We start from the raw sequence: 26,673 nt of genomic DNA, 5'->3' as shown, positions 1-26,673 counted from the left end.
GGGGGGGGGGGGGGAGCCGTTCCGGCTGGCCGCGTGGCCAGGCGAGGGCGGGTCCAGGCGGGGCACCGCCCCGCCGACCCGGCTCGTACCGGACCGGGGAAGGCGGGGACGGTGGGGGTCACCTCACCCGGAGGTCCACCCCGGACATGGCGGTGGGGCGCGGGAGGAACCTCCCACGCCCCACCGGACTCCACCGCCGCCCCCGCCGGGGCGGCGCGCGCTCAGGCCACCCGTCGCATCGCGGTGACGGGGCTGCTGGACGCGCGGTCGATCGGAACGACCTTCACCACGTCACCCGTGGTCGGGGCGTGCACGACGTTGCCGCCGCCCACGTACATGGACACGTGGTGCACCGGGCTGCCGTAGGCGATGATGTCGCCCGGGGCCAGCTGGGCGCGCGACACCGGGACACCGGCGGCCGCCTGCGCCCGGCTGTTGCGCGGGACGCTGATGCCCACCTGGGCGTAGGCCCACTGGACGAGACCGGAGCAGTCGAAGGTGCCGGGGCCGGTGGCGCCGTACACGTACGGCGTGCCCTGCTTGCCCAGCGCGACGTTCGCCGCCTGCGCCCCGGTGCCACTGCCCGGCGGCACCTGCCCGTAGTCGGTCTGCCCCTCGCCCACGCCGGGCAGCTGGACCTGGATCTCCTCGGCTTCCTTCTGGTCGATGAAGGCCTGGACCTCGGCGATCTTGGCGTCCATCGCCTCCTGCTTGGCGCCCAGCTCGGACTCGATCCGGGCCGCCTCGGCCTCGGCCTCCTCCGCGGCGGCCCTGGCTTCCTCGGCCGCCTGCTCGGCGTCACTGGCCTGGGTCACCACGGCCGAGAGGCGGTCCATCGCCCTGCGGTTGCCGTTGGCGAGGACGTCGAGCGCGGAGAGCTGCTGGAGGAAGACCTCCGGGTCGTCGGCCACCAGCAGGGCCGACAGCTTGTTGAACCGGGCGCCCTGGTAGGAGGCGCTCGCCAGCTGGTCCACCTCGTCGCGGAAGGTTTCCTGTTCGGCCAGCGCCTGTTCGGCGGTCCGGGTCGCCCGCTCGGCGTCCTCGGTCGCCTCACGCAGCTCCTCGCGCCTGGCCTCCAACTCGTCGTTGGCCTGGTGCAGCTCCTCCGTGACGGCGACCGCTTCCTCGTGGAGTTCCTGGAGCCTGGCTACCGCCTCGTCCTTGGTGTCGAAATCCTGGGCGAGAGCGGGCGTGGGGAAGAGGCTCAGAGCCACCGCGACCGCGGTGGCGGCTAAGGCACCGCGCATCGTGCGGTTCCGTCGATGCGAAGCCACGTCGCACGCAACTCCTTCACGTTGTCTGACCGCCGACCGGAAGTGTTCGCGACGTCGGTCCTCATCCGGTCCGGACCGGCACTCGATGCCCGGTCGGACCCGCCGACGCGCGGGACCGGCTCAGCTCCCCGACTCGCTGATGTGGCGGTGACCAGCAGAGCCGCCCTTCTGGGCGGCTGCCCGCCGCTAGGTCTCGGATAGGCTACGAGGCACCGCGCCCTGAGTCCACCATCGGGCCGGGGAAATCGTGAAAACATGCACAAGATCCGGAACGGGTGAAGCTCGAGCACGGTCCGTCCCGATGATCATGGGAGTGTGACCAGGGCGTCCGCGTCGTTCGACGGATCGGGGGACAACGACGCGGAATCGGCCTGTGTGCATTGTCACCGGCGCGCAACCCGGCTGCCCTACACGGACGGTGCCGACCACGATGACCAGGGGTTGCGGTGTCCGCGCCTGACCACGCCGGCGGCGCACCGCCACCCGGTCCACACGCGACTCCCCCTCCCCGCACGAGGCATCCCGGTGATCGGAGCCTGGCTCCAGCGGGTCCACCGGCCCGAGCGGCCCCCGGCGACACCGCCGCCGGCCCCTGAGCGGCGGGCACCAAGGAACCAGGACCTCCTCGGGGCCAGCGCCGGCGCCGCGAACCCGGTCGCCCAGCCGAACCTCGGCTCCCTCGCCAGGACGCGTACCCCGCACCAGGACGCGCCCCGGGCGGCGGGATCAGATCCGGTTCAACCGGGCCAGCAGAACCGACGAGGGAACCGGGTGGGCGCCCCGGCGGCGCACGGAGTCGGCGACGGCCCGATCCGACGTGACCACCACGACCGGACGCCCCTCCGGCTCAGCGGCCACCAGCGCCCGGATCACGTCGTCGGCCAGGACTCCGGGATCGCTGAAGAGGACCCGCACCCCGCGTGCCGAGGCGACCGGGACGGCGACGACACCCGCGCCGTCGAAGACGACGGTGACCTCCGCCCCAGTCCTGGCCGCCAGCGCTCCCAGCTGACCGTTGAGCCGATCCCGTTGTTGCGCCAGGGAGATGTCGGGATAGCCGGTCTTGGTCACGTTGTAGCCGTCGACCACCACGTGCACGCTCGGCAGCGCCAGGAGGCGGTCCAAGGCTGCCGGGTTCTCGACCCGGCCCACGCCCTGGGCCTGGCTGGCGCCGCCGACGAGGTCCGCCGGGCGCGGACCGCTGCCCCCGAGCGCGAGTTCCCGCCGCAACCCGGTGACCGCACCGTCCAGGGTGTCCACCAGGAGCGCCAGCCGGACCTCGTCGGCCTGGCGGGCCTCGCGCGCGGCCTGACGAGCGGTCTCCGCCTCGGTCACCGCCCGATCGGCGCGGACCCGCTCCGCCGCCGTCCGTTCCCGTTCGCGGTCCAGCTCCGCCGACATCCGCTCCACCGTGGCCGCGGCGTCCCGGCGCACCTGCTCCGCCTCCTCCCGCGCCGCGGCGGCCTCGTCCCTGGCGGCCCGCAGGTGGGTTCCCTGCTCCCGCAACCGCCGCCGCAGCCGGTCCAGGTCGGACTCACTCGTGGCCCGCGCCGCCCGGACCGCTTCCTCCGCCTCGTCGAGCGCCGCCCGCACCCTCTCCAGTTCGGCGGTGAGCCGGTCGATCTGGTTCAACGCCGCGTCGCGTTCGGTCCGCAGCTGCGCGTCCTCGACCCGCCGCGCGACCTCCTCGACGTGCCGGGCCGCCGAGGCGTCGCCCACCAGCAGACCCGCCGCGGCCGCGGCCGCCGGCTCCCCCGGGTCCACCTCCAGCAGCTCGGGTTGGTTGCGGCGTGCCCAGTTGGCGACCGCCGCGCGGAACGCGGCGCTGGAGCGCACGGTCGCGAGCAGGGGCACCGCGCCCAGCCGGGCCCGCTTGGCCGGGGTGAACCTCGCGACCGGGCGGAGCTGGTGGGGAACGTCCGCGAGGGGGAGCCCGCCCAGCGCCGATGCGGAGATCTCGGCGAGGCGGAGCCGTACCGGTTCGGGGAGACCCTCCCAGTCGATCTCCGGCTCCCCGATCTCCCCGGCGGCGGGCTCGTCACCGCCCTCGCGCTGACGCACGCCGGCCCCGGCGGGCTCGTCGGTGTCGGACGGATCGCGTGGATCGGTCCCTGCGGTGTTGGCCGGCATCACACCAGGCTAAGGCGTCCGGCCAGTCACCCCAATTCCACGGCCCCCGAGCGGTCGGCAGGACGGCGGGTCATGCCTCCTCCGAACCGCCGGGACGGCCCCCGGCGCCGGTTCCCGACCACAACGGACCCGCCGGAGCGGGGCGCCTGCCACCGGGCCGGCGCCGGCCGGGAGGTCGCCGGCGCCTCGCCGGACGCCGGGACCTATCGGGGGCGGCGGTTAGCCTCCTGCCGGTGAGCACCAGGCACCCCGCCCCCGGCGCACCCGGGGCGACGACCGCCCCGCAACTGTCCTTCGACGAGCTGGGGACACCGCTGCGCGAGGTCACCTTCGTCGTCCTCGACCTCGAGACGACCGGCGGGAACGCGGAGACCGACCACGTCACCGAGATCGGAGCCGTGAAGGTGCGGGGCGGCGAGGTGCTCGGCGAGTTCGGGACGCTGGTCGACCCGGGACATCCGATCCCACCGTCGATCACCGTCCTGACCGGCATCACCCAGGCGATGGTGACCGGCGCCCCGCGCCTGGACGCGGTGCTGCCCGCGTTCCTCGAGTTCGCCTCGGGGGCCGTCCTGGTCGCCCACAACGCCCCCTTCGACCTCGGCTTCCTGCGGGCGGCCTGCCGCCGCCACGGATACGAGTGGCCCCGGCCCACCGTCGTCTGCACGGTGCGCCTGGCGCGACGGGTACTCCCCCGGGGCGAGACCCGCGACCACCGGCTCGGCACGCTCGCCGCGCACTTCCGTTCCACGACCACGCCCACGCACCGCGCCCTGGACGACGCGCGGGCCACCGTGGACGTGTTGCACGGACTCCTGGAGCGGGTCGGGGGTCTCGGGGTGCGGTCCCTGGAGGAACTGCTCGACTACACCCCCGAGGTGAGCCCGGCGCGACGCCGGAACCGGGAGCTCGCCTCCCACCTGCCGCACGCCCCCGGTGTCTACCTCTTCCGAGGCCCCCGGGACGAGGTGCTGTACGTCGGAACGGCCAGTGATCTGCGCCGGCGGGTCCGGCAGTACTTCACCGCGTCCGAGACCAGGAGCGCGGTCCGGGAGATGGCGGCACTCGCGACCCGGGTGGACCACGTGGAGTGCGCCCACCCGCTGGAGGCCCGGGTGCGTGAGCTCCGACTGCTCGCGGCGCACCGCCCCCGGTACAACCGGCGGTCGACCAGACCCGAACGCGCGTGGTGGTTGACGCTGACCGACGAGGCCTACCCCCGGCTCAGCGTCATCCGGCGTCCGGGGCCCCAGGCGTTCGGACCGTTCCCCTCACGCCGGGCCGCCACCACGGCGGTCGAAACCCTGTGGCAGGTCTCCTCCGTTCGGCAGTGCACCCGCCGCATCCCCGCCGGGGGGCGACCAGGGGACCAGGCGTGTCCGCTCCTCGACCTCGGTCGGTGCGCGGCGCCCTGCGTCGGACGCCAGGACGTCGACGCCTACCGGCCGGCGGCCGACGAGCTCACGGCGCTCTTCGCCGGGCGGGACCGGCGGCTGCTGGACGCGCTCGCGGAGCGCATCGACCGCCTCGCCGCGGACCGGCGCTTCGAGGAGGCCGCACGCGTCCGCGACGCCACCGCGCGGTTGGTGGAGTCGCTGGACCGGGGGCAGCGGTCCAGCGCGCTGGCCGAGGTCGCCGAACTCGTCGCGGCGCGACCGGACGGAGCGGGCGGGTGGCACTTCGCCGTGGTCCGCCACGGCCGGCTCGCCTCGGCCGGGTCCGCCGCGCGGGGCGTCCCACCGATGCCGGTCGTCGAGCTGCTCGTGCGTTCGGCGGAGACGGTCATCCCGGAGGACGGCCCGCTGCGGGGCGCGCCTCCCGAGGAGGTCACCGCCCTCTGGCGGTGGTTGACCACGCCGGGAACCCGGATGGTGCGCTGTTCCCAGCCGTGGACCGAACCGGCCTGGTCCGCAGGGGCCTGGCGGGAGTGGGTCGACAGGGCAGCCGCGGGGCGGGCGGCGCAGGACCTCCCGGACTGACCCCGGCGCGCCGACCCCGCGCTCAGTCGCCGTTCTCGAGGCCGAGGGAGAAGGTGGCCTCGATGTCCTGGCGCGAGTAACTGCGGAACGCGATGTGCGTGTCCGTGTCGACGACACCGGGAACCCGTCCGATCCCACCCGGGATGATCTCGGCGAGCCGCTCGTGCTCCGCGACGCGGATCAGGGCGATCAGATCCACGTCCCCGGCGCACGAGTACACCTCGGTCACCCCGTCGAGGTCCGCGATGGCCTGCGCGGCCTCGGGAATCCGGTCGGATTCGGCCTGGATGAGCACGATCGCGGTAATCACGGAACCTCCCGGGGACACCCACTGCTGTTCCGCAGTCTAGGAGCCGCCCGCCCGGCGGTCCGCTCCGGTGCCCCACCGGCTCCCGGCCGGACACGCCGACGGGGGCGGCCCCCGGTGGGTGACCGCCCCCGTCCGACGTGGTGCCACGTCGTCACCGCTTCCTCGGCGACTCCCCGCTCGTGGTGTCCTCGTCGTCGTCCTCGCCCGCGCCCAGCTCGTCGGGCCGGCGGTTCTCACCGCCGAGCAGGTTGACGTCCTCGCCGTGCGCGTCCTTCAACGCCCGCGTCTCCTCCGCCGGGTCCGGAGTCAGCAGACTTCCCTCGACCGGGTGGCCCGCCGAGCCCAGCTGGTTCATCCGCTTCGGAACCGGCGCGCCCTGGTAGGGCAGCGGGACCGCGTGGCCGTGGTCGTCCACGCCGCCCAGGGGCTGGTGGACCTCGATGAACTCACCGTGCGGCAGCCGGCGGATGATGCCGGTTTCGATGCCGTGCTCCAACACCTCGCGGTCGTGGTGCTGGAGGCCGAGGCACACCCGGTAGGTGATCAGGTACGCCAGCGGCGGCAGCAGCAACAACCCGATCCGACCGGCCCAGGTCATCGCGTTCAACGAGATGTCGAACTGCTCGGCGACGATGTCGTTGGCCCCGGAGATGAGCAGCACCATGAAGAAGGTGATGGCCATCATGCCGAGCCCGGTCCGGACCGGAGCGTCCCTCGGACGCTGCAACAGGTTGTGGTGCGCGTCGTCCTTGGTGAACTTCTTCTCGATCCAGGGATAGGCCCCGGCCACCGTGAAGATCAGCCCCATGCCCACGACCGTCGGCCAGAACACCGCCGGGATCATGTAGTTCCCGAGGTAGACCTCCCACGACGGCCACAGCCGGGTCATGCCGTCGGTCCAGATCATGTACCAGTCCGGTTGGGACCCGGCGGACACCTGCGCCGCGTTGTACGGGCCGATGTTCCAGATCGCGTTGATCTGGAAGATGCCGCCCATCAGCGCCAGCACACCGAAGACCACCGCGAAGAAGCCACCGGCCTTCACCGCGAACACCGGCATGATGCGGACGCCGACGACGTTGGTCTCCTTGCGCCCCACACCGGGGAACTGGGTGTGCTTCTGGTACCAGACCAGACCGAGGTGGATGGCGATCAACGCGAGGATGATGCCGGGCAGCACCAGGATGTGGATGGTGTAGAAGCGCGGGATGATCTCGTAGCCGGGGAACTCCCCGCCGAACAGCGCCCAGTGGATCCAGGTACCGATCACCGGGATCGAGAGCACGATCCCGGAGGCGATCCGCAGGCCCGTGCCGGAGAGCAGGTCGTCCGGCAGCGAGTAGCCGGTGAAGCCCTCGAACATGCCGAGGACGAACAGCAGGATGCCGATCACCCAGTTGAGCTCACGCGGCTTCCGGAACGCTCCGGTGAAGAACACGCGGAGCATGTGCACCACGATCGCCGCCATGAACAGCAGCGCCGCCCAGTGGTGGACCTGGCGGGCGAAGAGGCCACCGCGCACCTCGAACGAGATGTCCAGCGACGAGGCGTAGGCGCGGGACATCTCGATGCCCCGCATGTTCTCCAACACGCCCTGGTACTCGACGTGCTCCATCGACGGGTCGAAGAAGAGCGCCAGGTAGGTGCCCGTCAGCAGCAGCACGATGAAGCTGTAGAGGGCGATCTCACCGAGCATGAACGACCAGTGCGTCGGGAAGACCTTGTTGAGCTGCCGCCGCATCCCCTTGGCCATGTGGAAGCGGTCGTCCGCCCAGGTGGCGCCCGCTGCCGCCGCCCGAGCCGCTGCCCCCTGGGGACGGGTCGGCTTGGTGTTCAGCGTCGTCATGACTTGCGCTCCCAGAAGCCGGGGCCGACGGGTTCGATGAAGTCGCCCTGGTTGGACGTGTCCTGGTTGGTCACCAGGAACCCGTCCTCGTCGACCGTGATCGGCAGCTGGGGCAACGACCGGGTCGCGGGGCCGAAGATGGGCTTGGCGTAGCTGTGCACCACGTCGAACTGCGACTGGTGGCACGGGCACAGCAGCCGGCCGGTCTGCTGCTCGAACAGCGAGGTCGGGCAGCCGAGGTGGGTGCAGATCTTCGAGTAGGCGTAGTAGTCGCCGTAGTTGAAGTTCTCCTGGCCCTTGCGCTTGGTCGGTTCCGAACCCGGCCGCAGCCGGATCAGCATGACCGGGTTGTCCGACTTCCGCAGCGCCTTGAAGAGCGCGTGGTCGTCACCCCGCTCCGACTCCCGGAACGGGAACACCGTCTCGAAACCACCGGCCTTGAGGTCCTCGGGGCGGACCAGGGAGATCTCGTGCGGATCCCCGGTGTCCCGGCGGAGGTAGACCTTCTCGCCGTCGTAGGAGCGCCACCCGGTGTTCCACAGGGACTCGGGGCTGTCGCTGTGCGCCCACGGGTTCCTCACCAGGCCGCCGAGCGCGAAGACGCCCAGCCCGACACCGAACACGCCCGCACCGGCGAGACCGGTCCGCTTGATCAGCGACCGCCTGGCGAGGCCACTGCGCTGGCCGGAGTCGGCGAGCAGCGCGGCCGTCGTGCGCTTGTCGACCTCCGAGGAGGCGCCGTCGTGGCGCTGCTGCACCGCCATCTCCTCGGGCACGAACTTCTTGGCGTAGGAGATGACGCCGATGCCGACCGCGAGGATGGACAGGCCGAGGGTGATCCCGATCAGGGGCGTGTACAGCGAGTACAGGAAGTGCCCTTCGGAGAAGGGGCTCTCGTACTGCCACGGCCAGACCACGTACAGGACGATGAACGCCAGCCCCGAGATCGCGGCGAGGATGAACCACGCCGCCACCTGGCGCTCGGCCCGCTTCTCCGCCCTGGTGCCCTTGACCGGCCACCGGTCCTTGTACTTGACCAGTTCGACGTCGTCCAGTGCGACGCCGAGGCGTACCAGTTCTTCCTGGCTCATGTCCGCGAGCTCGGCGTCGCTCGGGACGCCCTTCTCCTGCCCGCTCATTGCTTGGCTCCGATCCACATGGTGATGCCCACCAACGCGCCGATTCCGACGACGAAGATGATGACGCCCTCCACCGCCGGGCCGAAGCCACCGAGCGCGGTGAGTCCGCCCGGGCTGTTGTTGCCGTCCGACACGGACTTGACGTACGCGATGATGTCCTGCTTCTCCTCCGGGGTGAGCTGCCGGTCGGAGAAGACCGGCATGTTCTGCGGCCCCGTGAGCATCGCGGTGTAGATCTCGTCCTCGGTCACCCCGTCCAACGCGGGGGCGAACTTGCCCGAGGACAGCGCCCCACCGCGACCGGTGAAGTTGTGGCAGGACGCGCAGTTCAGGCGGAACAGCTCGCCACCGCGGGCGGGGTTCTCGCCGCGCAACGCCTCGCCGGTGGCCTCCGGCGTCTCGGGTCCGCCCCCGTTGGCCTGGATGTACGCGCCGAGGGCCTCGACCTCCTGCGGGGAGTACCTCGGCGGCTTGCGCTGGGCCTGCGCCTCCTGGCGGGCCATGGGCATCCGGCCAGTGGAGACCTGGAAGTGGACGGAGGCCTCGCCGACGCCGATCAGGCTCGGGCCCCGGTCGGTGACACCCTCCAGGTTGCTCCCGTGGCAGGTGATGCACGCGTTGTTGTACAGCCGCTCGCCTTCGGCCACCAGTGAGGCCTGCTCGCTGGCGGTCGCGACGTGCGGAGTGGGCACGAGAGCGCTGTAGAGCGCACCCGCTCCGAACAGCGCGGCACCCAGCACGAGTACGCCGGAGATCCGGCGGCGCAGCTTGGAACGGAACCCGCTCCGCCGCTTAGCGGTGGTGGTCATGTGTGCGGCAACCCTTGCTGTCGAGTTCAGGCACGGACGGAAGAGATCAGGGGACCAGGTAGATGCAGGCGAACAGCCCGATCCACACGATGTCCACGAAGTGCCAGTAGTACGACACGACGATCGCCGAGGTCGCCTGGGCAGGCGTGAACTTGCTCATCTTCGTCCGCATGAGCAGGTACACGAACGCCACGAGTCCACCGATCACGTGCAGCCCGTGGAAGCCGGTCGTCATGTAGAAGACCGTGCCGTAGGCCGAGGAGGCGATCGTGGTGTCGTGGTGGACGATCATCGTGTAGTACTCGCCGGCCTGACCCGCGACGAAGATGGCGCCCATGATCAGGGTCACCATGTACCACCGACGCAGTCCGAAGACGTCGCCCCGCTCCGCCGCGAACACGCCGAGCTGGCATGTCACCGACGACAGGATCAGGATGATGGTGAACGGCGCCGCGTAGGCGAGGTTCAACTCCGCCGGGGGCGGCGGCCACGGCCCATCGTTCTGTGCCTTCACCGTGAAGAACATGGCGAAGAGCCCAGCGAAGAACATCAGCTCGCTGGACAACCAGACGATGGTGCCGACACTGACCATGTTGGGTCGGTTCAGCGTGTGCACGCGTTGGCTGATGGAGGGCGATGCCGTTGTCACGCGACGCATTATTACTTGGAGGAACTCCGCTCGCCCGGTCGGGTCCCGGGTCCGGCGCGGCGACCGGTCGCCACCGTGGACGGCCGGGCCGCCCGGACCGCCCCGATCGGGTCATGCCGGCGCCGCGGGCGGACCAGCTCGACACCCGTCGCCTCGTCCGGCGAGGACGTCGGGGCTGACCTGCCGGAGGAGCGAGCACCGGCCACGGCGACCGGCGGGTCCGGAACGGGGAGGGGACAGCGGGACATGAGCACCGAACGCGGGGGGTTCTGGCGCCGGTGGCGGTTCGGCCGCCGCCGTCCACGCCCTGACCTCGACCCCGACGACCCCCGGCTCGTGGTGGTCGTCACGGCCTTCGACGACACCGAGGCCGCGTCGGCGAGCCTGGCCCGGGGCACCAGGTGGCGGCCCACCGAGCCCGCCCTGCTGCGCCACCACCTCGTGCTGCCGCCCGACTCCCTCGCGCGCGCGGCCGAGCAGGTGACGGCCGAGGGCTACGCGGCGCGGACGGATCCCGAGGGCACCGAGCCCGACCCGGACGGGCGGGTGCTGCTCACCGCCGCGCGCACCCAGCTGCTCGACGCCCTGCACTGCGCCCAGGAGCGGTCGCGGATGGCGGGGCTCGCGCAACGGCTCGGCGGCGACGCCCTGGGCTGGGAGGCCCTCCAACCCGAGGTCGGTTAACGGATAGCATCAGCGGGCATCGCTCGCGATCCCGCTGGAGGTTCAGGCGCAGATGAGCACGAACATCACCAACGTCCTGGTGTTCAGCCACCGCCCCGAGGTGCGGGACGCGATCATGACCGCCGTGGGCCGGCGCCCGGCGCCCGACCTGGGTCGGGTCAGGTACGTGGAGGCGGCCACCATCGACGAGGTCGTGTCCGTCGTCGACGGGGGTGGCGCCGACCTGCTGATCCTCGACGGTGAGGCCCAGCCCACCGGTGGGATGGGGATCTCCCGGCAGCTCAAGAACGAGATCGCGGCCTGTCCGCCGGTCGTGATCGTGGTGCGCCGCCGGGACGACCGGTGGCTGGCCACCTGGTCCCAGGCCGACGCGGTGCTGGTCCACCCGCTCGACCCGCTGGCGGCGGCCGAGACGGTCGCCGAAGTCCTCCGCACGACGGCATCGCCGGTCGTGCACGGCTGAACGGAGCCGCCGTGTCCGACACCGCCCAGACCTGGCCCGGTCTGCTGTCGAGGCTGACCGCCCGCGTCGACCTGTCCCGGGCCGACACGGCGTGGGCGATGGACCAGATCATGAGCGGCACGGCGACCGGGGCGCAGATCGGCGGCTTCGTCGCCGCGTTGCGCGCCAAGGGTGAGGTCGCCGAGGAGATCGAGGGCCTGGCCGAGGCGATGCTCGGGCACGCGCGCCGCATCGACGTCGGTGCCGGGGCGGTGGACGTCGTGGGCACCGGTGGGGACGGCGCGCACACCGTCAACATCTCGACCATGACCTCGATCGTCGTGGCCGCGGCGGGGCTGCGCGTGGTCAAGCACGGCAACAGGGCGGCCTCGTCCAAGTGCGGGACGGCCGACGTGTTGGAGCGGCTCGGCGTGGCGATCGACCTCACCCCCGAAGGCGTCGAGCAGTGCGTTCGCGACCTGGGCATCGGCTTCTGCTTCGCGCCCACCTTCCACCCGGCGATGCGGCACACCGGCGCGGCCCGGCGGGAACTGGGCATCCCCACCGCCTTCAACGTCCTGGGGCCGTTGACCAACCCCGCCCAGCCCTCGGCCGGGCTGATCGGCTGCGCCGACCCGAGGATGGCTCCGGTGATCGCCCGGGTGCTGGCCGGTCGCGGCAATTCCGTGCTGCTGGTCCGGGGTGACGACGGCCTCGACGAGCTGACGACGACCACCACCTCGACGGTGTGGGTCATCCACGACGGCCAGGTCCGGCAGGACGTCGTGGATCCGGTGGCGCTCGGTGTGCCGCTGGGCACCGCCGAGGCGCTGCGGGGCGGCGAGGCCGACTTCAACGCCGAGGTGGTGCGCGAACTGGTCGCGGGGCGCACCGGGCCGGTGCGCGACGCCGTCCTGCTCAACGCCGCCGGCGCCCTGACCGCGCACGCCGGCTTCCGGGGGACCCTGGTGTCCGAGCTGCGGGGCAACCTCGAGCGCGCGGCCAGGGCCATCGACTCCGGCGCGGCCGCGGACCTGCTGTCCCGGTGGGTCGACCACTCGACGGCGCTCCGCTCCCGGTTCCGCTGATCGCGGCGCGCTGGCGCCCCGCCGGGCGACCGGGCGTTGGGGCGTGCCGCCCCGCCCCGGCCCAGGCCGCGCACACCGCGGCACCTCACACGTTCCTCACCGGCTCGTGCTGCCGCTGAGCCGCCCGCTGCGCGCCGTTCCGGCCGGCCCCGGAGTGATCCCCACCCCCGTGCGGCTCGGGGCGACCTGGACCTCCGGGGTCACACCGGCACCGGCGACGAGGCCGGGGCGCACCGGCGGCCACCTCGCCGCTCCGCCGCCGGGGGCGCGCGCAGGGATCTGCCGTCTCCGGGACGACCGGCGGTCCCGATCATCCCCCACCGGTCGGCGCCCCTGGCGGAGCGAGCAGCGCGGGCGGGACCGTCCCGGAACACGACGAAGGCCCGGATCACCGATCCGGGCCTTCGTCCTGGCCGTCTGAGCCGACCCGCGCGTCGCGGGCGGACCGTCACTCGTGCTCGGGGCCCCGGTGGTACTCGAACAGCAGACCGCCCACCGTCAGCAGCACCGCGACCGCACCAGCCACGATCAGGTACATGTGGAACATCGCCAGACCAACACCGGTCAACGCGCAGGCACCGGCGAGACCGAGCGGCCAGTAGCTCCCGGGGCTGAAGAAGCCGAGCTCGCCGGCGCCGTCACTGATCTCGCCGTCCGGGTTGTCCTCCGGACGTTCGTCCATCCGCCGCGCGATGAACCGGAAGTAGATGCCGATCATCAGGGCCAGCAGTCCGGTCAGGAACAGTGCCGTGACGCCGACGGGCTCCTGCGCCCAGAACAGGTAGACAGCCGCCACGACGATGCAGAACACCGCCGTCAGCTCGAAGATCCTCGCTTCGACCTTCATCGAGTCCTCGCTCTCAAACTCCGCTGCGCCGACGCGGTCAGTTGCCGTCCCGCGTGCTGGCCTCGCGGGCCGTGCGGTCGGTCTCGAACGGGTAGGTGGTGACTGCCTGCGGGGCGCAGAGCTCACCGCAGTCCATCTCGGTCAGCGCCTCGGCGGCCGTGTAGGGCGCACCCGTGGTCGGGTTGTCCTGCGTCCGCAACCCCATGTACTCGTCGAACAGGTCGGTCGGCAGCGCACGGACCTCGAAGTTCATCATCGCGTGGTACGAGCCGCACAGCTCGGCACACCTGCCGACGAAGGATCCGGAGCGGTCGATGGTGTTCTGGAAGACGTTGTCCTGGTTGTTCGCCTCGGGGTTCGGGATGTTGTCCCGCTTGAACAGGAACTCGGGAACCCAGAAGGAGTGGATCACGTCATTGGAGTACAGCTCGTACTGGATCACCTGGTCGGTGGGCAACACCAGCAGCGGGATCTCGTCGCTCGTGCCGACGGTGCTGACCTCCTCGCCGTCCGGGGTGGTGTAGCCCTGGTAGCGGAACTCCCAGTTCCACTGGAAGGCCACCACGTCGACGGTCACGTCCGGCTCCTCCTCGGTGTTGGTGACGTAGTTCTGCGTCACCGCCGTGAAGTAGAAGAGCACGGAGATCATCACCACCGGGATCACCGTGTAGACGATCTCCAGCGGAACGTTGTACTGCGTCTGCCTGGGCATCTCGTCGCCGCGCTTGCGGTGGAAGATGACAGGCCACAGGATCAGGGCCCAGACGATGACACCGACGACCAGGGCGGCGATCACCGACCAGGTCCAGAGCTGGCGCATGTCGGTCGCCTGCGGGGTGATTCCCTCGGGCCACCCGAAACGAAGTACGTCCCCGGCTGAGCACCCGGTGGTCGCGATGGCGACCAGGCCGAACAAACCGCTCAGCTTGGTCAGCCGTGCTGCCTTCGGACCCACTACTCGACGCCTCCTCGCTCAGACTTTCCGCCGTGGCGGTACCGCGTCGCCGCCACGTCCAGCGCGCGAGCAACGCCGCCGGATCTCGTGCGGAAGCGTAGCCCAGCAACTTGTGCACCGCCGTCCCGGGGTGAGCCGCGACGGACGGCCGGCGCCCCCGGCATACTGGCCAGACGTCCCGACGGACGTCAGAACTGCAACCCGATGTGGGAAGGTGCGGAACGGCGTGTGTGGCCTACTGGGTCTGGTCTGCCCCACTGAGAACGACGCCACGGCGGCTCGCGCCTCCGTCGCGGAAGCGATGCGCTGCCAGCGGCACCGCGGTCCGGACGAGACCGCGACGCTCCAGCGGGACGAGGTGGTCTTCGGCTTCAACCGGCTGTCGATCATCGACGTCGAGCGCTCACACCAACCGCTCACCTGGGGGCCGCCCGAGTCCCCCGAGCGCTACACCATCATCTTCAACGGCGAGATCTACAACTACCTCGAACTCCGGGCGGAGCTGGTCGAGCAGTTCGGCGCCCGGTTCGGCACGGACGGCGACACCGAGGCGATCGTGGCCGCCTACCACTACCTCGGCCCGTCGGCGGTGGGTCGCCTGCGCGGCATGTTCGCCTTCCTCGTCTGGGACTCCGAGCGGCAGGTCGTCTTCGGTGGCCGTGACCCGTTCGGGATCAAGCCGCTGTACTACATCACCGGTCCGCACGGGGTGGCCTTCTCCAGTGAGAAGAAGAGCCTGCTGCACCTGGCGCCGTCCCTGGGCCTCCAGCCGGCGCTGAACCAGAGCGCGCTCCAGTACTACCTGACGCTCCAGTACGTCCCCGAGCCCGCGTCGCTGCACCACGGCATCCGGCGGATCGAGTCGGGTACGTCGTTCACCATCGAGCCGGGCAGCCAGCCGGTGACCGAGCGGTACTTCACCCCCACCTTCGCCCCCCGCCCGACGACGGGGCCCTCGGACTCCAACCGCCTGTACACCGAGATCGCCGACGTGATGCGGGACTCGGTCGCCAAGCACATGCGGGCGGACGTCACGGTGGGTTCCTTCCTCTCCGGGGGCATCGACTCGACCGCGATCGCGGCGCTGGCCAAGCAGCACAACCCCCAGCTGATCACCTTCACGACGGGGTTCGAGCGGCAGGGCTACTCGGAGGTCGACGTGGCCGCCGAGTCCGCGGCCGCGATCGGGGTCAAGCACGTCGTCCGCACGGTGTCCGCCGACGAGATGATGGAACACCTGCCCTCGGTCGTCTGGTACCTCGACGACCCGGTCGCCGACCCGGCGCTCGTCCCGCTGTGGTTCATCGCCCGGGAGGCGCGCCAGCACGTGAAGGTCGTGCTCTCCGGTGAGGGGAGCGACGAGCTCTTCGGCGGCTACACGATCTACCGGGAGCCCCTGTCACTGGCGCCGTTCGAGAAGGTGCCCGGCACGCTGCGCAAGGTCATGGGCCGGGTGTCGGCGAGGATCCCGGAGGGCGTCCGGGGCAAGGACCTGCTGCGGCGGGGTGCCCTGTCGTTGGAGGAGCGCTACTACGGCAACGCCCGGATCTTCCGCGACGACCAGCTCCGGCGGGTGCTGCGAACCTTCGACCCGGTGCTCTCGCACCGCGACATCACCGCGCGCGCCTACCGGGAGTCCGAGGGCTGGGACCCGGTCACGCGGATGCAGTACGTCGACATGTTCACCTGGCTCCGGGGCGACATCCTGGTCAAGGCCGACAAGGTGACCATGGCCAACTCGCTGGAGCTGCGGGTGCCCTTCCTCGACCCCGAGGTGTTCCGGGTGGCCTCCCGCATCCCGCTGGAGGAGAAGATCACCCGGGAGACCACCAAGCACGCGCTGCGGCAGGCCCTGCGGGACATCGTCCCGGCGCACGTGCTCAACCGCCGCAAGCTGGGCTTCCCGGTCCCCCTCCGGCACTGGCTGCGGGACGAGATGTACGCCTGGTCGCGGGATGTCGTCCAGCGTTCGGACACCGACAAGCTGATCGACAAGAACGCGGTGCTGGCCATGATGGAGGAGCACCGGAACGGGTCGATCGACCACAGCAGGCGGATCTGGGCGTTGGTCGTGTTCATGCTCTGGCACGGCATCTTCGTGGAGGGTCGGATCACTCCCGAGATCCCCGAACCGCACTACCCCGTTCGGGTGTAGGGCGGCGGCGGTTCCGAACGGGGTGTCGGTTACGTTCGGCAACCGGCACCCCACCCGGCCGAGTGAAACCCGGTCAGGGGGCACCCTCGGGCAATATTACTCACCAGTAGCGCTGGGAACGGTCGGTCGCGCTGCCTACCGTCGACGGTGTGGACACACCGGGCAGGATCGATCCGGCATCGCTGCGCGAGCTCATCGCCGACGGCGGCCAGGTCCCCGCTGACCTGCTGAAAGCCGAGGCCGAGGTACCAGCTCCACGGCCCGCGCCCGTCTGGGAGGTCGACGACGAGTGCGTCGACCAGGTCGGCGACGTCCCCAGCGTCGGCGACTGCGGCTGATCGGCCGCCACCGGGGCGGACCTCCGCGCCGCCGCCGGGTACGGAGGGGCACGCGCTCGCCACTCGACCGAGGGGCACCGGGCACGACGGGAGCTGCGCACCGCGGACCCGACCGACCTGCCCGGCGCCCCCGTCCGAGCGCTCTCGTGCGCACGGGGTGGCACAACCCCCGGTCAGCTCCCGGACCGCCCCGCCGGGGATCGGCGGAACCACCCGGCCTTCGCCGGCCGTGGCGAGTCCCGCTCCCGCAGGGGGTGCGAGATCCCACCCCGCCCCTCCGCACTGCGACGGGCCGAGCGAGGGGGTCGACGCCAGTCGTCGCTCGCGGCGTGCGGGCGCGGGCACGGCAGCCCGGGCCCGTGGGGTGGCCGACCGGCTCCCCGGATCGTCGTGCTCCGGCCCGCCGACCGGCCACCGCCGGACACGGCCGGGGTAGGGAGGGCGGGCGGCTCCGGGGAGTTCGCACATCCCACCGGCGCGGACCGGGCGGCCCCCGCCCCCACCGCCTCCCCTGGTCCCCGGACCGCCGGGTTCCCGACCGCCCCCGCCGTGGGGATCGGCGCCTCCGCGCTGCCGGAACGGCTCGTTCACCTACCCCTTCGTGCGACTTCCTTGGTCATTTTCCGCGCCCTACGGTTGGGGGAACGACGAGGAAGTGGGACCGCAGGACCCGTGTCAGCCGACGCCCGCCTCGCACGGAAGGTCAGGCCATGTGGAGCAACCCGTTGTCGATCATGACTCTGCTGGGGTTCGTCGGGGTGGTCGGCGGCGGCTGGACGATGTGGAGCACCAGGCGGTCCCCCCGGCCCCGGCGTCCCTCGACCAGGCAGGTGGTCCGGGCGCGGGCGAGCCAGGTTCGACTCCGAGCCGAGCGCTACTCGGTGCAGGCGATCCTGGACCGGTGCCAGGGGGGACGGCCGGTGGGAGCAGCGCCACCCCGGCGGGGCCGGGAGCGGGCGGTGGGTCCGGTCGGCCTGGCCGGATGGCCGCCGCTGCTGGCGGGGGTGCCGGACACCGCGGGACCGCTGGCCACGGAGTTGGGCAGGGTCCGGGTCGAACTGGGGGCGCGACCGGTGGCGCGGGCTCGCCGGCTCGCGGGGCCGGTCGGCTCGCCGCGGCGGGCCGGCTGATGGCCGGCGAGGACGGGCCTCCGGCACGGCGGGCACGCCGGACGTGGTGACCATGACCGACCCCTCCCGACGACCGGTACGGCGTTACTGGGCCTTCGGCCTGACCTTCCGCTGGGTGGAGAACGACGGCTACGTCGTGGTCAAGAGGGGGTACGTCGACGAGGGGAGCACCGTGATCCAGGTGCACTCCCGCCACTTCCCCGTGCAGGACCGACCGGGGGAGACGACGGGGCACGACCAGTCCACCTGGCTGGCGACCATCCCCACGCCGGCCGCGCGCTGGTACGAACCGGCCGCGCTGTCGGAACTGGCGGCGGCCTGGGCGGCGGCGCACACCCGGCCCGGTGCCGCCGGCCCCTCCCGGGCGCTCGGCTGACCTACCACCGGCTGCACCTGGCCCCGCCCCGGCTCGGAGGCACCCGGACATGGGAAACGGCCCGTGCCCGGCGAAACCGGACACGGGCCGAATCCTCCCGCTACCTCGCGGTTCCGCTGACGGCGCCCGTCAGTGGAACGAGTCGCCGCACGCGCAGGACCCGGTCGCGTTCGGGTTGTCGATCGTGAAGCCCTGCTTCTCGATGGTGTCGACGAAGTCGATCACCGCGTCCTGCACGTAGGGCGCGCTCATCCTGTCGACGACCACCTTCAGCCCGTCGAAGTCGCGGGTCGCGTCCCCGTCGAGCATCCGCTCGTCGAAGAACAGCTGGTAGCGCAACCCGGCGCAGCCACCGGGCTGGACGGCGATCCGCAGGTGCATGTCGTCGCGGCCCTCCTGGGCCAGCAGCGCCTTGGCCTTCGTGGCTGCCGAGTCGCTCAGCGTGACGCCGTGGGTGGCGGGCTCCTTGGTGGCAGTCTCCTGGGCGGTCATGGCTCTCCCTCAAAGTCCTGCTGGTCGGGGCGAGCTCGGCCCCGTGTCTCGTGCGGGAGCCGTGAGACTCCCGCGTCCATACTGACACAGGAGGGCGAGCGGGGGACACGCGCGCGCGTCCCAGCCGGCGGCCTCAGCGCCCTCCCCACTGGCCGGCGACGTCGGCGGCCAGCGCGGCCAAGGTGCGCGCCGGCTCGGCCAGGGCGGCGTCCACCGACCCGGCGTGCTCGGCGACGGAGAAGGCACGTTCCACGCCCACGGCCGCCGCCTCGCGGCGGCCCACGGCCACCTGCCCGGCGAGGACGAGGCAGGGGACGCCCCGTTCGGCTGCGGCCCTGGCCACGACGGTCACCAGCTTGCCGCGCAGCGACTGCCAGTCGAAGCTCCCCTCGCCGGTGAGCACCAGGTCGGCGGTGTCGAGGGCCTCGTCGAGGCCGGTGAGCGTTCTCACCAGGCCGGCTCCCGACTCGGTCGTCCCGCCGAGCGCCAGCAGGCCCGCTGCCAGCCCGCCGGCGGCGCCGGCGCCGGGGACGTCGCGGACGTCCCTGCCGGTGGCGGCGGTGAGGGTGTCGGCCCAGCGGGACAGCGCGGTGTCCAGGGCGGCGACGGTGGCGGCGTCGGCGCCCTTCTGCGGACCGAAGACGGCGGCGGCGCCGTGCTCACCCACCAGCGTGTGCTCGACGTCCGAGGCGAGGACCACCCGCATCCCGTCCAGGTTCGCCGTGCCCCTGATGCCGGCACAGCCGGCGAGGGCGAGCCCACCGGGTTCCAGGGGAGCGCCGTCGTCGTCCACGGCCACCGCACCGAGGGCGGACAGCATCCCGGCGCCGCCGTCGGTGCTCCCCGAGCCGCCGAGACCCACGACGGCCGTGGCCACGCCGGCGTCCCTGGCCGCCGCCAGGAGTTCTCCCACCCCCTTCGTACCGGCGCGGCCGGCGTTCTCCGGGGTGCGGTCGGGTACCAGGTGCAGGCCACAGGCCTGGGCCGACTCCAGGTACGCGGTGCCGGACCGCACTCCGGTGGAGGCCCGCTCGGCCCGCACCTCCAGCCACTCCGCCTCCACCGGGTCGCCGAGCGGCCCGCTCACCCGCCTGCGGTGCACCGTGCCGCCGAGCGAGGCCCGCAGGACGTCGACGAAACCGGGACCGCCGTCCGCGACCGGGCGGGCCACCAGCTCGTCGCCGGGACTGCCCCGCCGCCATCCCTCGGCGATCGCCGCGGCGGCCTCCGGGGCGGTGAGGGTGCCGCCGAAGCAGTCAGGTGCAACCAGGATGCGCATGGCGGCCAGCCTACGAAGGTCGTCGGCGACGAGGAGCGCCGGCGACGGGGGATGGCCCGTTCCGGCACGATGCGGACGAGCCCGACACTCCCGTCGGCGACGGCGCGGCCTCATTTAGGCTGGTGCATGTGAGGTTCCTTCGCCGCAAGACGAACGCTGACAGCCCCACCGAGGACAGCCAGACGGTTCTGGTGGCGGAGGAGGCTGCCGAGACGAAGCCGGCCGGCTACACGCCGGGCAAGGGGCGGCCCACTCCCAAACGCCGGGAGGCCGAGGCACGCCGCCGGGGTCCGGTGGCTCCTCCCCCGAAGACCCAGCGCGAGGCGATCCGCCGGATGCGGGGCAACAAGGAGGAACGGCGTCGCGCCACCGCCGAACGGCGGGAGCGGATGATGTCGGGCGACGACCGCTACCTGCTGCCCCGGGACCGGGGCCCGGTGCGCGCCTACGTGCGCGACCTGGTCGACTCGCGCCGCAACCTGATGGGCCTGTTCATGCCGCTGGCCCTGCTGGTGTTCGTGTCGCTGGTCGCGATGCCGATGGAGGTCCAGCAGTACTCGGGCCTGGTCACCTCGGCCATGTTGATCGTGATGATCGTCGAGGGCGTGAGCCTGGGTCGGATGATCGTCAAGAGGGTCCGGCTGAAGTTCCCCGACCACACCGGGCGCGGGTTCGGCCTCGGTTGGTACGCCTTCACCCGGGCGACCCAGATCCGCAAGCTGCGGGTGCCCCGTCCACGGGTCACGCCCAAGGACGCCAAGCGCGTCTGGAGCTGAGGACGTCGCGGGGCCGCTGGTCCCGGCGGAACGAGGTCGACCAGCACCGGCCAGCCGTCGGCAGCGCGAGTTCGTTAACGAGGCGAAGGACCCGGGTACGATCCGGGGCATGGAGTTCCGTCGCCTGGGCCGAAGCGGCCTGTCCGTCAGTGAGATCTCGTACGGCAACTGGCTGACCCACGGCTCGCAGATCGAGGAGGAGCAGGCCAAGGCCTGCGTGCACGCGGCGCTGGACGCCGGTATCACCACGTTCGACACCGCCGACGTCTACGCCGGCACCAAGGCCGAGTCCGTGCTGGGTCGCGCGTTGGCCGGGCAGCGCCGCGAGGGCCTGGAGATCTTCACCAAGGTCTTCTGGCCGACCGGGGAGGGCCCGAACGACCGCGGCCTCGGCCGCAAGCACATCATCGAGTCGGCCAACGCATCGCTCCGGCGGTTGCAGGTGGACTACGTCGACCTGTACCAGGCCCACCGCTTCGACCGCACTGTCCCGTTGGAGGAGACCTTCCTCGCGTTCGCGGACCTGGTCCGGCAGGGCAAGGTCCTCTACGTCGGGGTGTCCGAGTGGACCTCGGAGCAGATCGCCAGGGGCGCCGAGCTCGCCCGCGAGCTCCGGGTTCCGCTCATCTCCAACCAGCCGCAGTACTCGGCGCTCTACCGGGTCATCGAGTCGCAGGTCGTGCCGACCTGCGAGCGGGAGGGCATCAGCCAGATCGTCTGGTCCCCGATCGCGCAGGGTGTGCTGACCGGCAAGTACCTGCCGGGGCAGCAGCCGCCCGCCGACTCGCGGGGGTCGCACGAGTCGACGAAGAACATGGTCTCCCGCTGGCTGCGGGACGACGTGCTGGAGCGGGTGCAGCGGCTCCGGCCGCTGGCCGACGAGGCGGGGTTGTCCCTCGCCCAGCTGGCCGTGGCCTGGGTGCTCCAGAACAGGAACGTGGCCTCGGCCATCATCGGCGCCTCCCGCCCGGAGCAGGTGACCGAGAACGTCAAGGCGGCCGGTGTCACCCTGGAGCAGGAGTTGCTCGACCGGATCGACGAGGTCCTGGGTGACGTGGTCGAGCGGGACCCGCTGCTGACCGTCTCCCCCTGATCCCCCGGACCTCACGCGTCCTTCCCGGATGGTGGGGGCGGCGTCCGCCTCAGACGCAGGACGCCGCCTCCTGCCAGCCGTCATCACCCTCCCGGGGGTCGTCCGGCCCCCAGCTCGCCGAGCTCAGCCTCGAGGCGACCTCACCGGCCGCCGTCAGCGTTCCGTGCCCGTCGAGGCTGGTGGTGGCCCACACCCCCGTCTCGTTGCCCACACCGCGAACCCCGATCGGCACCGCGACCAGGTAGACGTGCCGGTAGGAGGAGGACTTCACCGCGGCCCCCGGCCCGGCGACGAAGGCGTCCTCGGTGAGGACGGACCGGATCCGGTCCATCAGCCGGTCCGGCACCTCCTGGCACCGGTCGGAAGGCTCGGCGCAGGCGCCGGTGAGCGAGCTGGCGAGCACGCTGATCATGCCGGTCACGAACATCATTCGGGCCGCGCGCACGGATGTGTCCCCTCCCAAGGAGTCAGCTTCGGCCGGCGGCCTCGGGGCGCCCTGACCAGTCGCCGGGTTCCCGCGATCCCGCTCGCCTAATCCGCCTGGCCACTCCGCCGTCAACCAGACGAGTTATCGGCCGGCCCCGGGACCACGTTGAGGCCCGCCGTGCTCGCCGCCGAAGTCTCGACGAACCGCCGTTGCCCCGGGGTGAACACGCCCGCCACCGTGGGGAGATGGTGCTCAGCTCCGGCGCCGACGCAGCAGCACCGCGGCGCCGATCCCGGCGACGGCCATGATCGCCACGCCGATCGCCGAGGTCACCGACATCCCCTGCACGAAGGCCGCTCTGGCGTTGTCCATCAGCACGGCGGCCAGCTCGGCGGGCAGGCCGGCGGCGGCGCTCTCGGCACCGGCGATGGTCTCGCGGGCGGCCCCGGCCGCCTCCCCGGGCACGCCGGCCGGGATGACGAGGTCGCGTTGGTAGACGGCGATGAGCACGCTGCCCAGCACCGCCGTGCCGAGGGCGGCGCCGAGTTCGTAGGCCGTCTCCGAGATCGCCGCCGCCCCGCCCGCGCGGGCGGGCGGTACCGCGCCGACGATGGCGTCGTTGGTCAGCGTCTCGGCCAGACCGACCCCGGCACCCAGCACGGCGAAGGCCACCACCAGCTGGGCGGCTCCGCCGTCGACCGGCAGCCCGACCGCGATGACGTAGCCGCACGCGGCGGCGAGGAGTCCGGCGCTGATCAGGACCGGCACCCGGATGTGGCGGGCGAGCAGGACGGCCAGCAGCGCCGCCACCACCTGGGCCAGCAGGCCGGGTAGCAGGCGGACACCCGCCTCCACCGGGCTCAGGCCGAGCACCAGCTGGAGGTACTGCGAGACGAAGAACAGGAACCCGACCAGCGCGAGGACGCTGAGGAGGTTGCTGGTGACCGCGACGCTGAACATCCGTTCTCGGAACAGCCGCAGGTCGAGCAGCGGCTTCGGCCGGTTCAGCTGCCGGCGGGTGAACAGCACCGCGAAGAGGGCCCCGACCGCCAGGGGGACCAGGGCCTCGGGCGAGGCGCCCGTCTTGGCCAGCGCCTTCACTCCGTAGACGACCGGCAGCATCGCCGCGAGGGAGAGCCCGACGCTGACGAGGTCGAAGGGGCCGGGTGCGGGATCGCGGGACTCGGGCAGCAGCAGGGGTCCCAGCACGAGCAGCAGGACCATGACCGGCACGTTGACCAGGAACACCGAGCCCCACCAGAAGTGTTCGAGCAGCCAGCCGCCGAGGATCGGGCCGAGTGCGGCGCCTCCCGCGAAGGCGGAGGACCAGACCGCGATGGCCAGCCTGCGCTGGCCCGGGTCGAGGAAGGTGCTCCGGAGCAGGGAGAGGGTCGAGGGCATCAGCGTGGCCCCGAACACGCCGAGCAACGCCCGGGCCGCCACCAGCAGGTCGGGGCTGGTCGCGTAGGCGGCGAGGATCGAGACGAGGCCGAAGCCGGCTCCGCCGACCAGCAGGAGCCGGCGGCGGCCCAGGCGATCGCCGAGCCCGCCCATCGTGACCAGGAGCCCGGCCAGCATGAGGGAGTAGATGTCGACGATCCAGAGCAGCTGGGTTCCCGAGGGCGCGAGCTCCAGGCTCAGCGCGGGCACCGCGAAGCTGAGGACGGTGTTGTCCACCGCGACGAGCAGGACGGGCAGCATCAGCACCGCCAGCGCGCCCCACTGGCGGGCACCCGCCCTGGGGACGGGCCCGACCTCGCGGATCGCTGGTTCCACCGCGCCTGACATGATCTCCTCCTCCAACTGTACCGTCCAGACGGTACACTCGCGGAGGAGCGATTCGCCACTGAGTAGGGTGGCGCGCATGAGTGCCGCCCGTGACCGCATCCTGGACGCCCTGGAGAGCCTCCTGGTCGACAAGGGGGTGTCCGCCGCCACCCTCGACGCGGTCGCCGCCGAGGCCGGGGTGTCCAAGGGCGGGCTGCTGTACCACTTCGGCAGCAAGGAGGCCCTGTTCACCGGGATGCTGGAGCGGCTTCGGCAGCGGGGTGCCGAGGATGTCCGCCTCATGCTCCAGTCCCCCGGGGGGCCCACCCGCTACCACCTGGAGACCTCGATGGTCGAGCGGGGCGACCCCCTGCACCGCTCCTTCGTCGCGGCCACCCTCCTCGCCCAGTCCACCGGTGGCCAGGCCAGGGACGTCATCGTCGAGCTCAACCAGCGCTACCTGGACGCGCTGCTCACCGAGATCGACGACCCCGAGCTGGCCAGGATCGTCCAGCTCGTCGGAGACGGCATCTACTTCAACTCGGCGATCGACGCGCAGCGCCCCTCGGAGATCGCACCGGTACTCGAACGGGTTCGGCGGCTGGTCAGCGAGGCGGCAACCCGCTGAGCCGACCAGCCGCCGGCGACGTCAGGCCCTGGCGTCGGCGAGTTCCGGTTCCGGCGCGGACCGTCGGGCGAACGGAGCGCGGAGGGTGGCCACCAGGTGTGCCCGGTTGCGGACGACGGCGATGGCCGCGAGGACCGCGTACACCCCGGAGATGACGTACCTGGCCTCCTGGCCGGGGAAGAGGAACTGCACCAGGAACAGCCCGAGCAGCGTCCAGGCCGCCCACCGGGGGAAGCGCAGGGCCAGCAGCACGGCGACCCCGAGCATCGTCTGCGTCGCCGTCAGCACGAACTCCTCGATCTGGCGACCGTCGAGCTGGAGCGCGGTCGGGCCACCGCCGATCAGGTAGGCGATGGGCAGGCTCCCCACCAGCAGGGTCCACTGGTTGACCTTGGCCGACACCAGGGTGCCGATCGCGATCGCCCCCTTGCCCCGGAGCGCGAAGAGGATGGCGACGATGAACTCCGGTGCCTCCGAGGCCAGCGGCGCGAGCCACTGCACCAGGAGGAACTCGTCGATCCCGAGGACGGATCCGGTCGCCACCAGGGCGTTGGCGAAGGGTTCCGCGCACAGCAGGATGACGGCGGCCGACACGACGAAGAGCCCGACCACCAGCGGACGACGTCGCCGAGCGGGGAGCGCCCCGATGACGGCGGCCGGTCCGACCAGCTCCGCCTCCGGGGTGTCGACCCGGGACACCCGCCAGAGGTAGAACAGGAAGAACGCCAGGAGCGCGACCCCCAGGACCAGGTGGATCTGCCCGGTCAGCGGGATGACGAGGGCGATGACCGAGGCGATCGCGAGGAAGCCCAGCTCCACCCGGTAGCCGGGGTGGAGGACCAGTTCCCGGATCGGTTTGCCGGACCGGCGCCGCGCGACGAACAGGGCCACCAGCACGACCACGGACCAGCCGAGTCCGAGCAGCAGCCGGTTGGAGCCGGTCATGTTCGCCGCCGCGTAGGCGACGTGCTCGGGGTTCTCGGCCGCGGTGTAGGCGAAGTACAGGTCGACCGCGTACTCCGGGAGCACCGCGATGAGCGCCAGCAGCGCGATCGCGAGACCACCGGAGATGTCGACCTCGGCGGCCTCGGCGGCCCAGGCGAGCACGAAGGCCGACGCGACGACAGCGGCGCCGAACACGGCCAGGGAGAGCACCGGGGGCGTCTCGACACCACCGAAGCGCACCACGAGTGCGGGGAACGCCAGCAACAGACAGATCCCCAGCGGCCGGAACAACCTGGCAAACATCGAACCCTTCCCCTCGGCGGGTCCGGCCGGTTCGCCACGGGGACAGAACTCCGGCCAGACGTCAGTCATGGCCGAAGGTCTCGTTCACCCTGGTCAGGGCCTCGTCACCGGAGGCAGGGGCCTCAGTGTGTCGACGACGAGCTTGCGAACTACTCCCCTTCGGAGGCCCACAGCCTGCCACACGTTTAGACGTTTTCGCAAGTGTGGAAGTTTTGATCGGGCGTCGATCCGAAACCGGACACGACTGGCCCAGGCGCGGCCGCCCGGTCACGAGGAGAATGGGAAGGACCATGAACGACAAGACCGTGGCGCGCACGAGACCGCCAGAAGCGTCCACCGGACCCACGGCGGCTCAGCTCGCCTCGGCGGCCGGCACCTTCGACCTGCTGTCCACGCCGACCAGGCTCCACCTGGTGTGGCTGATGTCCCAGGGAGAACACGACGTCGGCACCCTGGCCGCACGCGTGGGCGTCAACATCGCCACCGTCAGCCAGCAGCTCGGCAAGCTCCGGCTGGCCGGGATCGTCACCTCGCGCCGTGAGGGACGCCGGCACATCTACACGGTGGAGGACCCGCACGTCCTCACCCTGGTCGAGCAGATCTTCGAACACATCGCGCCGGACGGTTCGCTGGCACCCGACCCACCCCGCCAGTCCTGACGTTCAGCGGCACCAGGGGCGGCACGCGGTCGACGTGCCAGCCCGCACGTCGCACGGCGCTCCGGACCTGGCAGCGGCGGCACCGGGACGCCCCGCCCGAGGCGGGGCGGGCGGGGACACCGGCCGGGCGGTGCATCCGCCCCCCGCGTCCCC

The 26,673-nt window shown here is 72.0% G+C and carries 26 protein-coding genes; 12 read left to right on the top strand and 14 right to left on the bottom strand.

Translation table 11 applies throughout. The features are described from left to right. Nucleotides 1–221: 221 nt before the first annotated feature. Together ACTIDRAF_RS0200200 and ACTIDRAF_RS0200195 are read right to left on the bottom strand one after the other, a co-directional pair. A complete protein-coding gene (locus tag ACTIDRAF_RS0200200; protein WP_026065607.1) occupies nucleotides 222–1,274 on the bottom strand; it encodes a C40 family peptidase in 1,053 nt (350 codons plus the stop codon). Between the two features lie 726 nt (nucleotides 1,275–2,000). Continuing rightward, entirely contained in the window at nucleotides 2,001–3,404 is a 1,404-nt protein-coding gene (locus ACTIDRAF_RS0200195; RefSeq protein ID WP_052168642.1) for an NYN domain-containing protein, read from the bottom strand. Between the two features lie 233 nt (nucleotides 3,405–3,637). Here ACTIDRAF_RS0200195 and ACTIDRAF_RS0200190 point away from each other — a divergent pair, with 233 nt between their 5' ends. Continuing rightward, complete coding sequence (locus ACTIDRAF_RS0200190; protein WP_016696680.1) at nucleotides 3,638–5,383, top strand: DEDD exonuclease domain-containing protein; 1,746 nt, start codon at nucleotides 3,638–3,640, stop codon at nucleotides 5,381–5,383. Nucleotides 5,384–5,405: 22 nt separating this feature from the next. Here ACTIDRAF_RS0200190 and ACTIDRAF_RS0200185 read toward each other — a convergent pair whose 3' ends face one another. From ACTIDRAF_RS0200185 to ctaE, 5 genes are all read right to left on the bottom strand, one after another. After that, a complete protein-coding gene (locus ACTIDRAF_RS0200185) occupies nucleotides 5,406–5,693 on the bottom strand; it encodes an Lrp/AsnC family transcriptional regulator (protein WP_026065604.1) in 288 nt (95 codons plus the stop codon). A 151-nt stretch (nucleotides 5,694–5,844) separates the two neighbouring features. Beyond that, nucleotides 5,845–7,539, bottom strand: a complete 1,695-nt coding sequence (gene qcrB / locus ACTIDRAF_RS0200180) for a cytochrome bc1 complex cytochrome b subunit (RefSeq protein ID WP_016696678.1) — start codon at nucleotides 7,537–7,539, stop codon at nucleotides 5,845–5,847. Next, nucleotides 7,536–8,678: a cytochrome bc1 complex Rieske iron-sulfur subunit gene (gene qcrA, locus ACTIDRAF_RS0200175; RefSeq protein WP_016696677.1), complete on the bottom strand. Its 1,143-nt coding sequence runs from the start codon at nucleotides 8,676–8,678 to the stop codon at nucleotides 7,536–7,538. The genes qcrB and qcrA overlap by 4 nt, the downstream gene beginning before the upstream one ends. Then, nucleotides 8,675–9,487, bottom strand: coding sequence for a cytochrome bc1 complex diheme cytochrome c subunit (gene qcrC / locus ACTIDRAF_RS0200170; RefSeq protein ID WP_016696676.1), 813 nt, complete (start codon nucleotides 9,485–9,487; stop codon nucleotides 8,675–8,677). Before qcrC ends, qcrA begins: the two co-directional genes overlap by 4 nt. 46 nt (nucleotides 9,488–9,533) lie before the next feature. Beyond that, nucleotides 9,534–10,145, bottom strand: a complete 612-nt coding sequence (gene ctaE / locus ACTIDRAF_RS0200165) for an aa3-type cytochrome oxidase subunit III (protein ID WP_083886023.1) — start codon at nucleotides 10,143–10,145, stop codon at nucleotides 9,534–9,536. Between the two features lie 237 nt (nucleotides 10,146–10,382). Between ctaE and ACTIDRAF_RS0200160 the strand changes: the two genes are divergently transcribed. From ACTIDRAF_RS0200160 to trpD, 3 genes are read left to right on the top strand one after another with little or no spacing between them, the layout of a single operon-like run. Next, on the top strand, nucleotides 10,383–10,820 hold the full coding sequence (locus ACTIDRAF_RS0200160) for a ribonuclease E inhibitor RraB (RefSeq protein ID WP_026065602.1): 438 nt from the start codon (nucleotides 10,383–10,385) through the stop codon (nucleotides 10,818–10,820). Between the two features lie 52 nt (nucleotides 10,821–10,872). Continuing rightward, nucleotides 10,873–11,283 (top strand): hypothetical protein, encoded by a 411-nt coding sequence (locus tag ACTIDRAF_RS0200155; RefSeq protein ID WP_016696673.1) that lies wholly within the window; start codon nucleotides 10,873–10,875, stop codon nucleotides 11,281–11,283. A gap of 11 nt (nucleotides 11,284–11,294) precedes the next feature. Then, nucleotides 11,295–12,350 (top strand): anthranilate phosphoribosyltransferase, encoded by a 1,056-nt coding sequence (trpD, locus tag ACTIDRAF_RS0200150; protein WP_016696672.1) that lies wholly within the window; start codon nucleotides 11,295–11,297, stop codon nucleotides 12,348–12,350. Nucleotides 12,351–12,798: 448 nt separating this feature from the next. Here the strand turns inward: trpD and ACTIDRAF_RS0200140 are convergent, their stop codons facing one another. Together ACTIDRAF_RS0200140 and ctaC are read right to left on the bottom strand one after the other, a co-directional pair. Beyond that, nucleotides 12,799–13,197 (bottom strand): cytochrome c oxidase subunit 4, encoded by a 399-nt coding sequence (locus ACTIDRAF_RS0200140; protein WP_016696670.1) that lies wholly within the window; start codon nucleotides 13,195–13,197, stop codon nucleotides 12,799–12,801. Between the two features lie 37 nt (nucleotides 13,198–13,234). After that, nucleotides 13,235–14,152 carry an aa3-type cytochrome oxidase subunit II gene (gene ctaC, locus ACTIDRAF_RS0200135; RefSeq protein WP_016696669.1) on the bottom strand — a complete coding sequence of 306 codons (918 nt, stop codon included), beginning with the start codon at nucleotides 14,150–14,152 and terminating at the stop codon, nucleotides 13,235–13,237. A gap of 226 nt (nucleotides 14,153–14,378) precedes the next feature. Between ctaC and asnB the strand changes: the two genes are divergently transcribed. From asnB to ACTIDRAF_RS0200115, 4 genes are all read left to right on the top strand, one after another. Next, nucleotides 14,379–16,307 (top strand): asparagine synthase (glutamine-hydrolyzing), encoded by a 1,929-nt coding sequence (gene asnB, locus ACTIDRAF_RS0200130; protein ID WP_026065601.1) that lies wholly within the window; start codon nucleotides 14,379–14,381, stop codon nucleotides 16,305–16,307. A gap of 149 nt (nucleotides 16,308–16,456) precedes the next feature. Next, nucleotides 16,457–16,645, top strand: coding sequence for a hypothetical protein (locus ACTIDRAF_RS0200125; protein ID WP_016696667.1), 189 nt, complete (start codon nucleotides 16,457–16,459; stop codon nucleotides 16,643–16,645). A gap of 710 nt (nucleotides 16,646–17,355) precedes the next feature. Then, on the top strand, nucleotides 17,356–17,775 hold the full coding sequence (locus ACTIDRAF_RS31655; protein ID WP_016696666.1) for a hypothetical protein: 420 nt from the start codon (nucleotides 17,356–17,358) through the stop codon (nucleotides 17,773–17,775). Nucleotides 17,776–17,827: 52 nt separating this feature from the next. Then, nucleotides 17,828–18,151 (top strand): hypothetical protein, encoded by a 324-nt coding sequence (locus tag ACTIDRAF_RS0200115; protein WP_039785087.1) that lies wholly within the window; start codon nucleotides 17,828–17,830, stop codon nucleotides 18,149–18,151. 129 nt (nucleotides 18,152–18,280) lie between these two features. On the opposite strand, the gene ACTIDRAF_RS0200110 is transcribed toward ACTIDRAF_RS0200115, so the two are convergent. Continuing rightward, nucleotides 18,281–18,643, bottom strand: a complete 363-nt coding sequence (locus ACTIDRAF_RS0200110) for a HesB/IscA family protein (RefSeq protein ID WP_016696664.1) — start codon at nucleotides 18,641–18,643, stop codon at nucleotides 18,281–18,283. 133 nt (nucleotides 18,644–18,776) lie between these two features. After that, nucleotides 18,777–19,922: a glycerate kinase family protein gene (locus tag ACTIDRAF_RS0200105; RefSeq protein WP_016696663.1), complete on the bottom strand. Its 1,146-nt coding sequence runs from the start codon at nucleotides 19,920–19,922 to the stop codon at nucleotides 18,777–18,779. Between the two features lie 128 nt (nucleotides 19,923–20,050). Here ACTIDRAF_RS0200105 and ACTIDRAF_RS0200100 point away from each other — a divergent pair, with 128 nt between their 5' ends. Both ACTIDRAF_RS0200100 and ACTIDRAF_RS0200095 read left to right on the top strand, forming a co-directional pair. Next, nucleotides 20,051–20,698, top strand: coding sequence for a DUF3043 domain-containing protein (locus tag ACTIDRAF_RS0200100; protein WP_016696662.1), 648 nt, complete (start codon nucleotides 20,051–20,053; stop codon nucleotides 20,696–20,698). A gap of 109 nt (nucleotides 20,699–20,807) precedes the next feature. Then, nucleotides 20,808–21,791, top strand: coding sequence for an aldo/keto reductase family protein (locus ACTIDRAF_RS0200095; protein WP_016696661.1), 984 nt, complete (start codon nucleotides 20,808–20,810; stop codon nucleotides 21,789–21,791). A 49-nt stretch (nucleotides 21,792–21,840) separates the two neighbouring features. Here the strand turns inward: ACTIDRAF_RS0200095 and ACTIDRAF_RS0200090 are convergent, their stop codons facing one another. Then, the gene (locus ACTIDRAF_RS0200090) at nucleotides 21,841–22,236 is read right to left on the bottom strand and encodes a hypothetical protein (protein ID WP_157162759.1); all 396 of its coding nucleotides are present in this window, start codon (nucleotides 22,234–22,236) and stop codon (nucleotides 21,841–21,843) included. 234 nt (nucleotides 22,237–22,470) lie between these two features. Further along, complete coding sequence (locus ACTIDRAF_RS0200085; protein WP_052168641.1) at nucleotides 22,471–24,006, bottom strand: MFS transporter; 1,536 nt, start codon at nucleotides 24,004–24,006, stop codon at nucleotides 22,471–22,473. A 76-nt stretch (nucleotides 24,007–24,082) separates the two neighbouring features. Here ACTIDRAF_RS0200085 and ACTIDRAF_RS0200080 point away from each other — a divergent pair, with 76 nt between their 5' ends. Continuing rightward, complete coding sequence (locus tag ACTIDRAF_RS0200080; RefSeq protein ID WP_016696658.1) at nucleotides 24,083–24,613, top strand: TetR/AcrR family transcriptional regulator; 531 nt, start codon at nucleotides 24,083–24,085, stop codon at nucleotides 24,611–24,613. A gap of 21 nt (nucleotides 24,614–24,634) precedes the next feature. On the opposite strand, the gene ACTIDRAF_RS0200075 is transcribed toward ACTIDRAF_RS0200080, so the two are convergent. Then, nucleotides 24,635–25,861 carry a sodium:proton exchanger gene (locus tag ACTIDRAF_RS0200075; protein ID WP_039785082.1) on the bottom strand — a complete coding sequence of 409 codons (1,227 nt, stop codon included), beginning with the start codon at nucleotides 25,859–25,861 and terminating at the stop codon, nucleotides 24,635–24,637. 290 nt (nucleotides 25,862–26,151) lie between these two features. Between ACTIDRAF_RS0200075 and ACTIDRAF_RS0200070 the strand changes: the two genes are divergently transcribed. Next, nucleotides 26,152–26,520, top strand: coding sequence for an ArsR/SmtB family transcription factor (locus ACTIDRAF_RS0200070; protein WP_016696656.1), 369 nt, complete (start codon nucleotides 26,152–26,154; stop codon nucleotides 26,518–26,520). Nucleotides 26,521–26,673: the final 153 nt, after the last annotated feature.

Origin of the sequence: Actinoalloteichus spitiensis RMV-1378 (assembly GCF_000239155.1) — a bacterium.
GTDB lineage: Bacteria > Actinomycetota > Actinomycetes > Mycobacteriales > Pseudonocardiaceae > Actinoalloteichus_B > Actinoalloteichus_B spitiensis.
The sequence above is the reverse complement of the archived record's forward strand: the minus strand, read 5'-3'. Positions and strand labels throughout refer to the sequence as shown.

Bases quoted from the DNA above. Each gene is read 5' to 3' on its own strand.
- ACTIDRAF_RS0200195 (WP_052168642.1), bottom strand. From the start codon at position 3,404: ATGCCGGCCAACACCGCAGGGACCGATCCACGCGATCCGTCCGACACC.
- qcrB (WP_016696678.1), bottom strand. From the start codon at position 7,539: ATGACGACGCTGAACACCAAGCCGACCCGTCCCCAGGGGGCAGCGGCT.
- qcrA (WP_016696677.1), bottom strand. From the start codon at position 8,678: ATGAGCGGGCAGGAGAAGGGCGTCCCGAGCGACGCCGAGCTCGCGGAC.
- qcrC (WP_016696676.1), bottom strand. From the start codon at position 9,487: ATGACCACCACCGCTAAGCGGCGGAGCGGGTTCCGTTCCAAGCTGCGC.
- ctaE (WP_083886023.1), bottom strand. From the start codon at position 10,145: ATGCGTCGCGTGACAACGGCATCGCCCTCCATCAGCCAACGCGTGCAC.
- ACTIDRAF_RS0200160 (WP_026065602.1), top strand. From the start codon at position 10,383: ATGAGCACCGAACGCGGGGGGTTCTGGCGCCGGTGGCGGTTCGGCCGC.
- ACTIDRAF_RS0200155 (WP_016696673.1), top strand. From the start codon at position 10,873: ATGAGCACGAACATCACCAACGTCCTGGTGTTCAGCCACCGCCCCGAG.
- ACTIDRAF_RS0200140 (WP_016696670.1), bottom strand. From the start codon at position 13,197: ATGAAGGTCGAAGCGAGGATCTTCGAGCTGACGGCGGTGTTCTGCATC.
- ACTIDRAF_RS31655 (WP_016696666.1), top strand. From the start codon at position 17,356: ATGTGGAGCAACCCGTTGTCGATCATGACTCTGCTGGGGTTCGTCGGG.
- ACTIDRAF_RS0200115 (WP_039785087.1), top strand. From the start codon at position 17,828: ATGACCGACCCCTCCCGACGACCGGTACGGCGTTACTGGGCCTTCGGC.
- ACTIDRAF_RS0200110 (WP_016696664.1), bottom strand. From the start codon at position 18,643: ATGACCGCCCAGGAGACTGCCACCAAGGAGCCCGCCACCCACGGCGTC.
- ACTIDRAF_RS0200105 (WP_016696663.1), bottom strand. From the start codon at position 19,922: ATGCGCATCCTGGTTGCACCTGACTGCTTCGGCGGCACCCTCACCGCC.
- ACTIDRAF_RS0200095 (WP_016696661.1), top strand. From the start codon at position 20,808: ATGGAGTTCCGTCGCCTGGGCCGAAGCGGCCTGTCCGTCAGTGAGATC.
- ACTIDRAF_RS0200085 (WP_052168641.1), bottom strand. From the start codon at position 24,006: ATGTCAGGCGCGGTGGAACCAGCGATCCGCGAGGTCGGGCCCGTCCCC.
- ACTIDRAF_RS0200080 (WP_016696658.1), top strand. From the start codon at position 24,083: ATGAGTGCCGCCCGTGACCGCATCCTGGACGCCCTGGAGAGCCTCCTG.
- ACTIDRAF_RS0200075 (WP_039785082.1), bottom strand. From the start codon at position 25,861: ATGTTTGCCAGGTTGTTCCGGCCGCTGGGGATCTGTCTGTTGCTGGCG.
- ACTIDRAF_RS0200070 (WP_016696656.1), top strand. From the start codon at position 26,152: ATGAACGACAAGACCGTGGCGCGCACGAGACCGCCAGAAGCGTCCACC.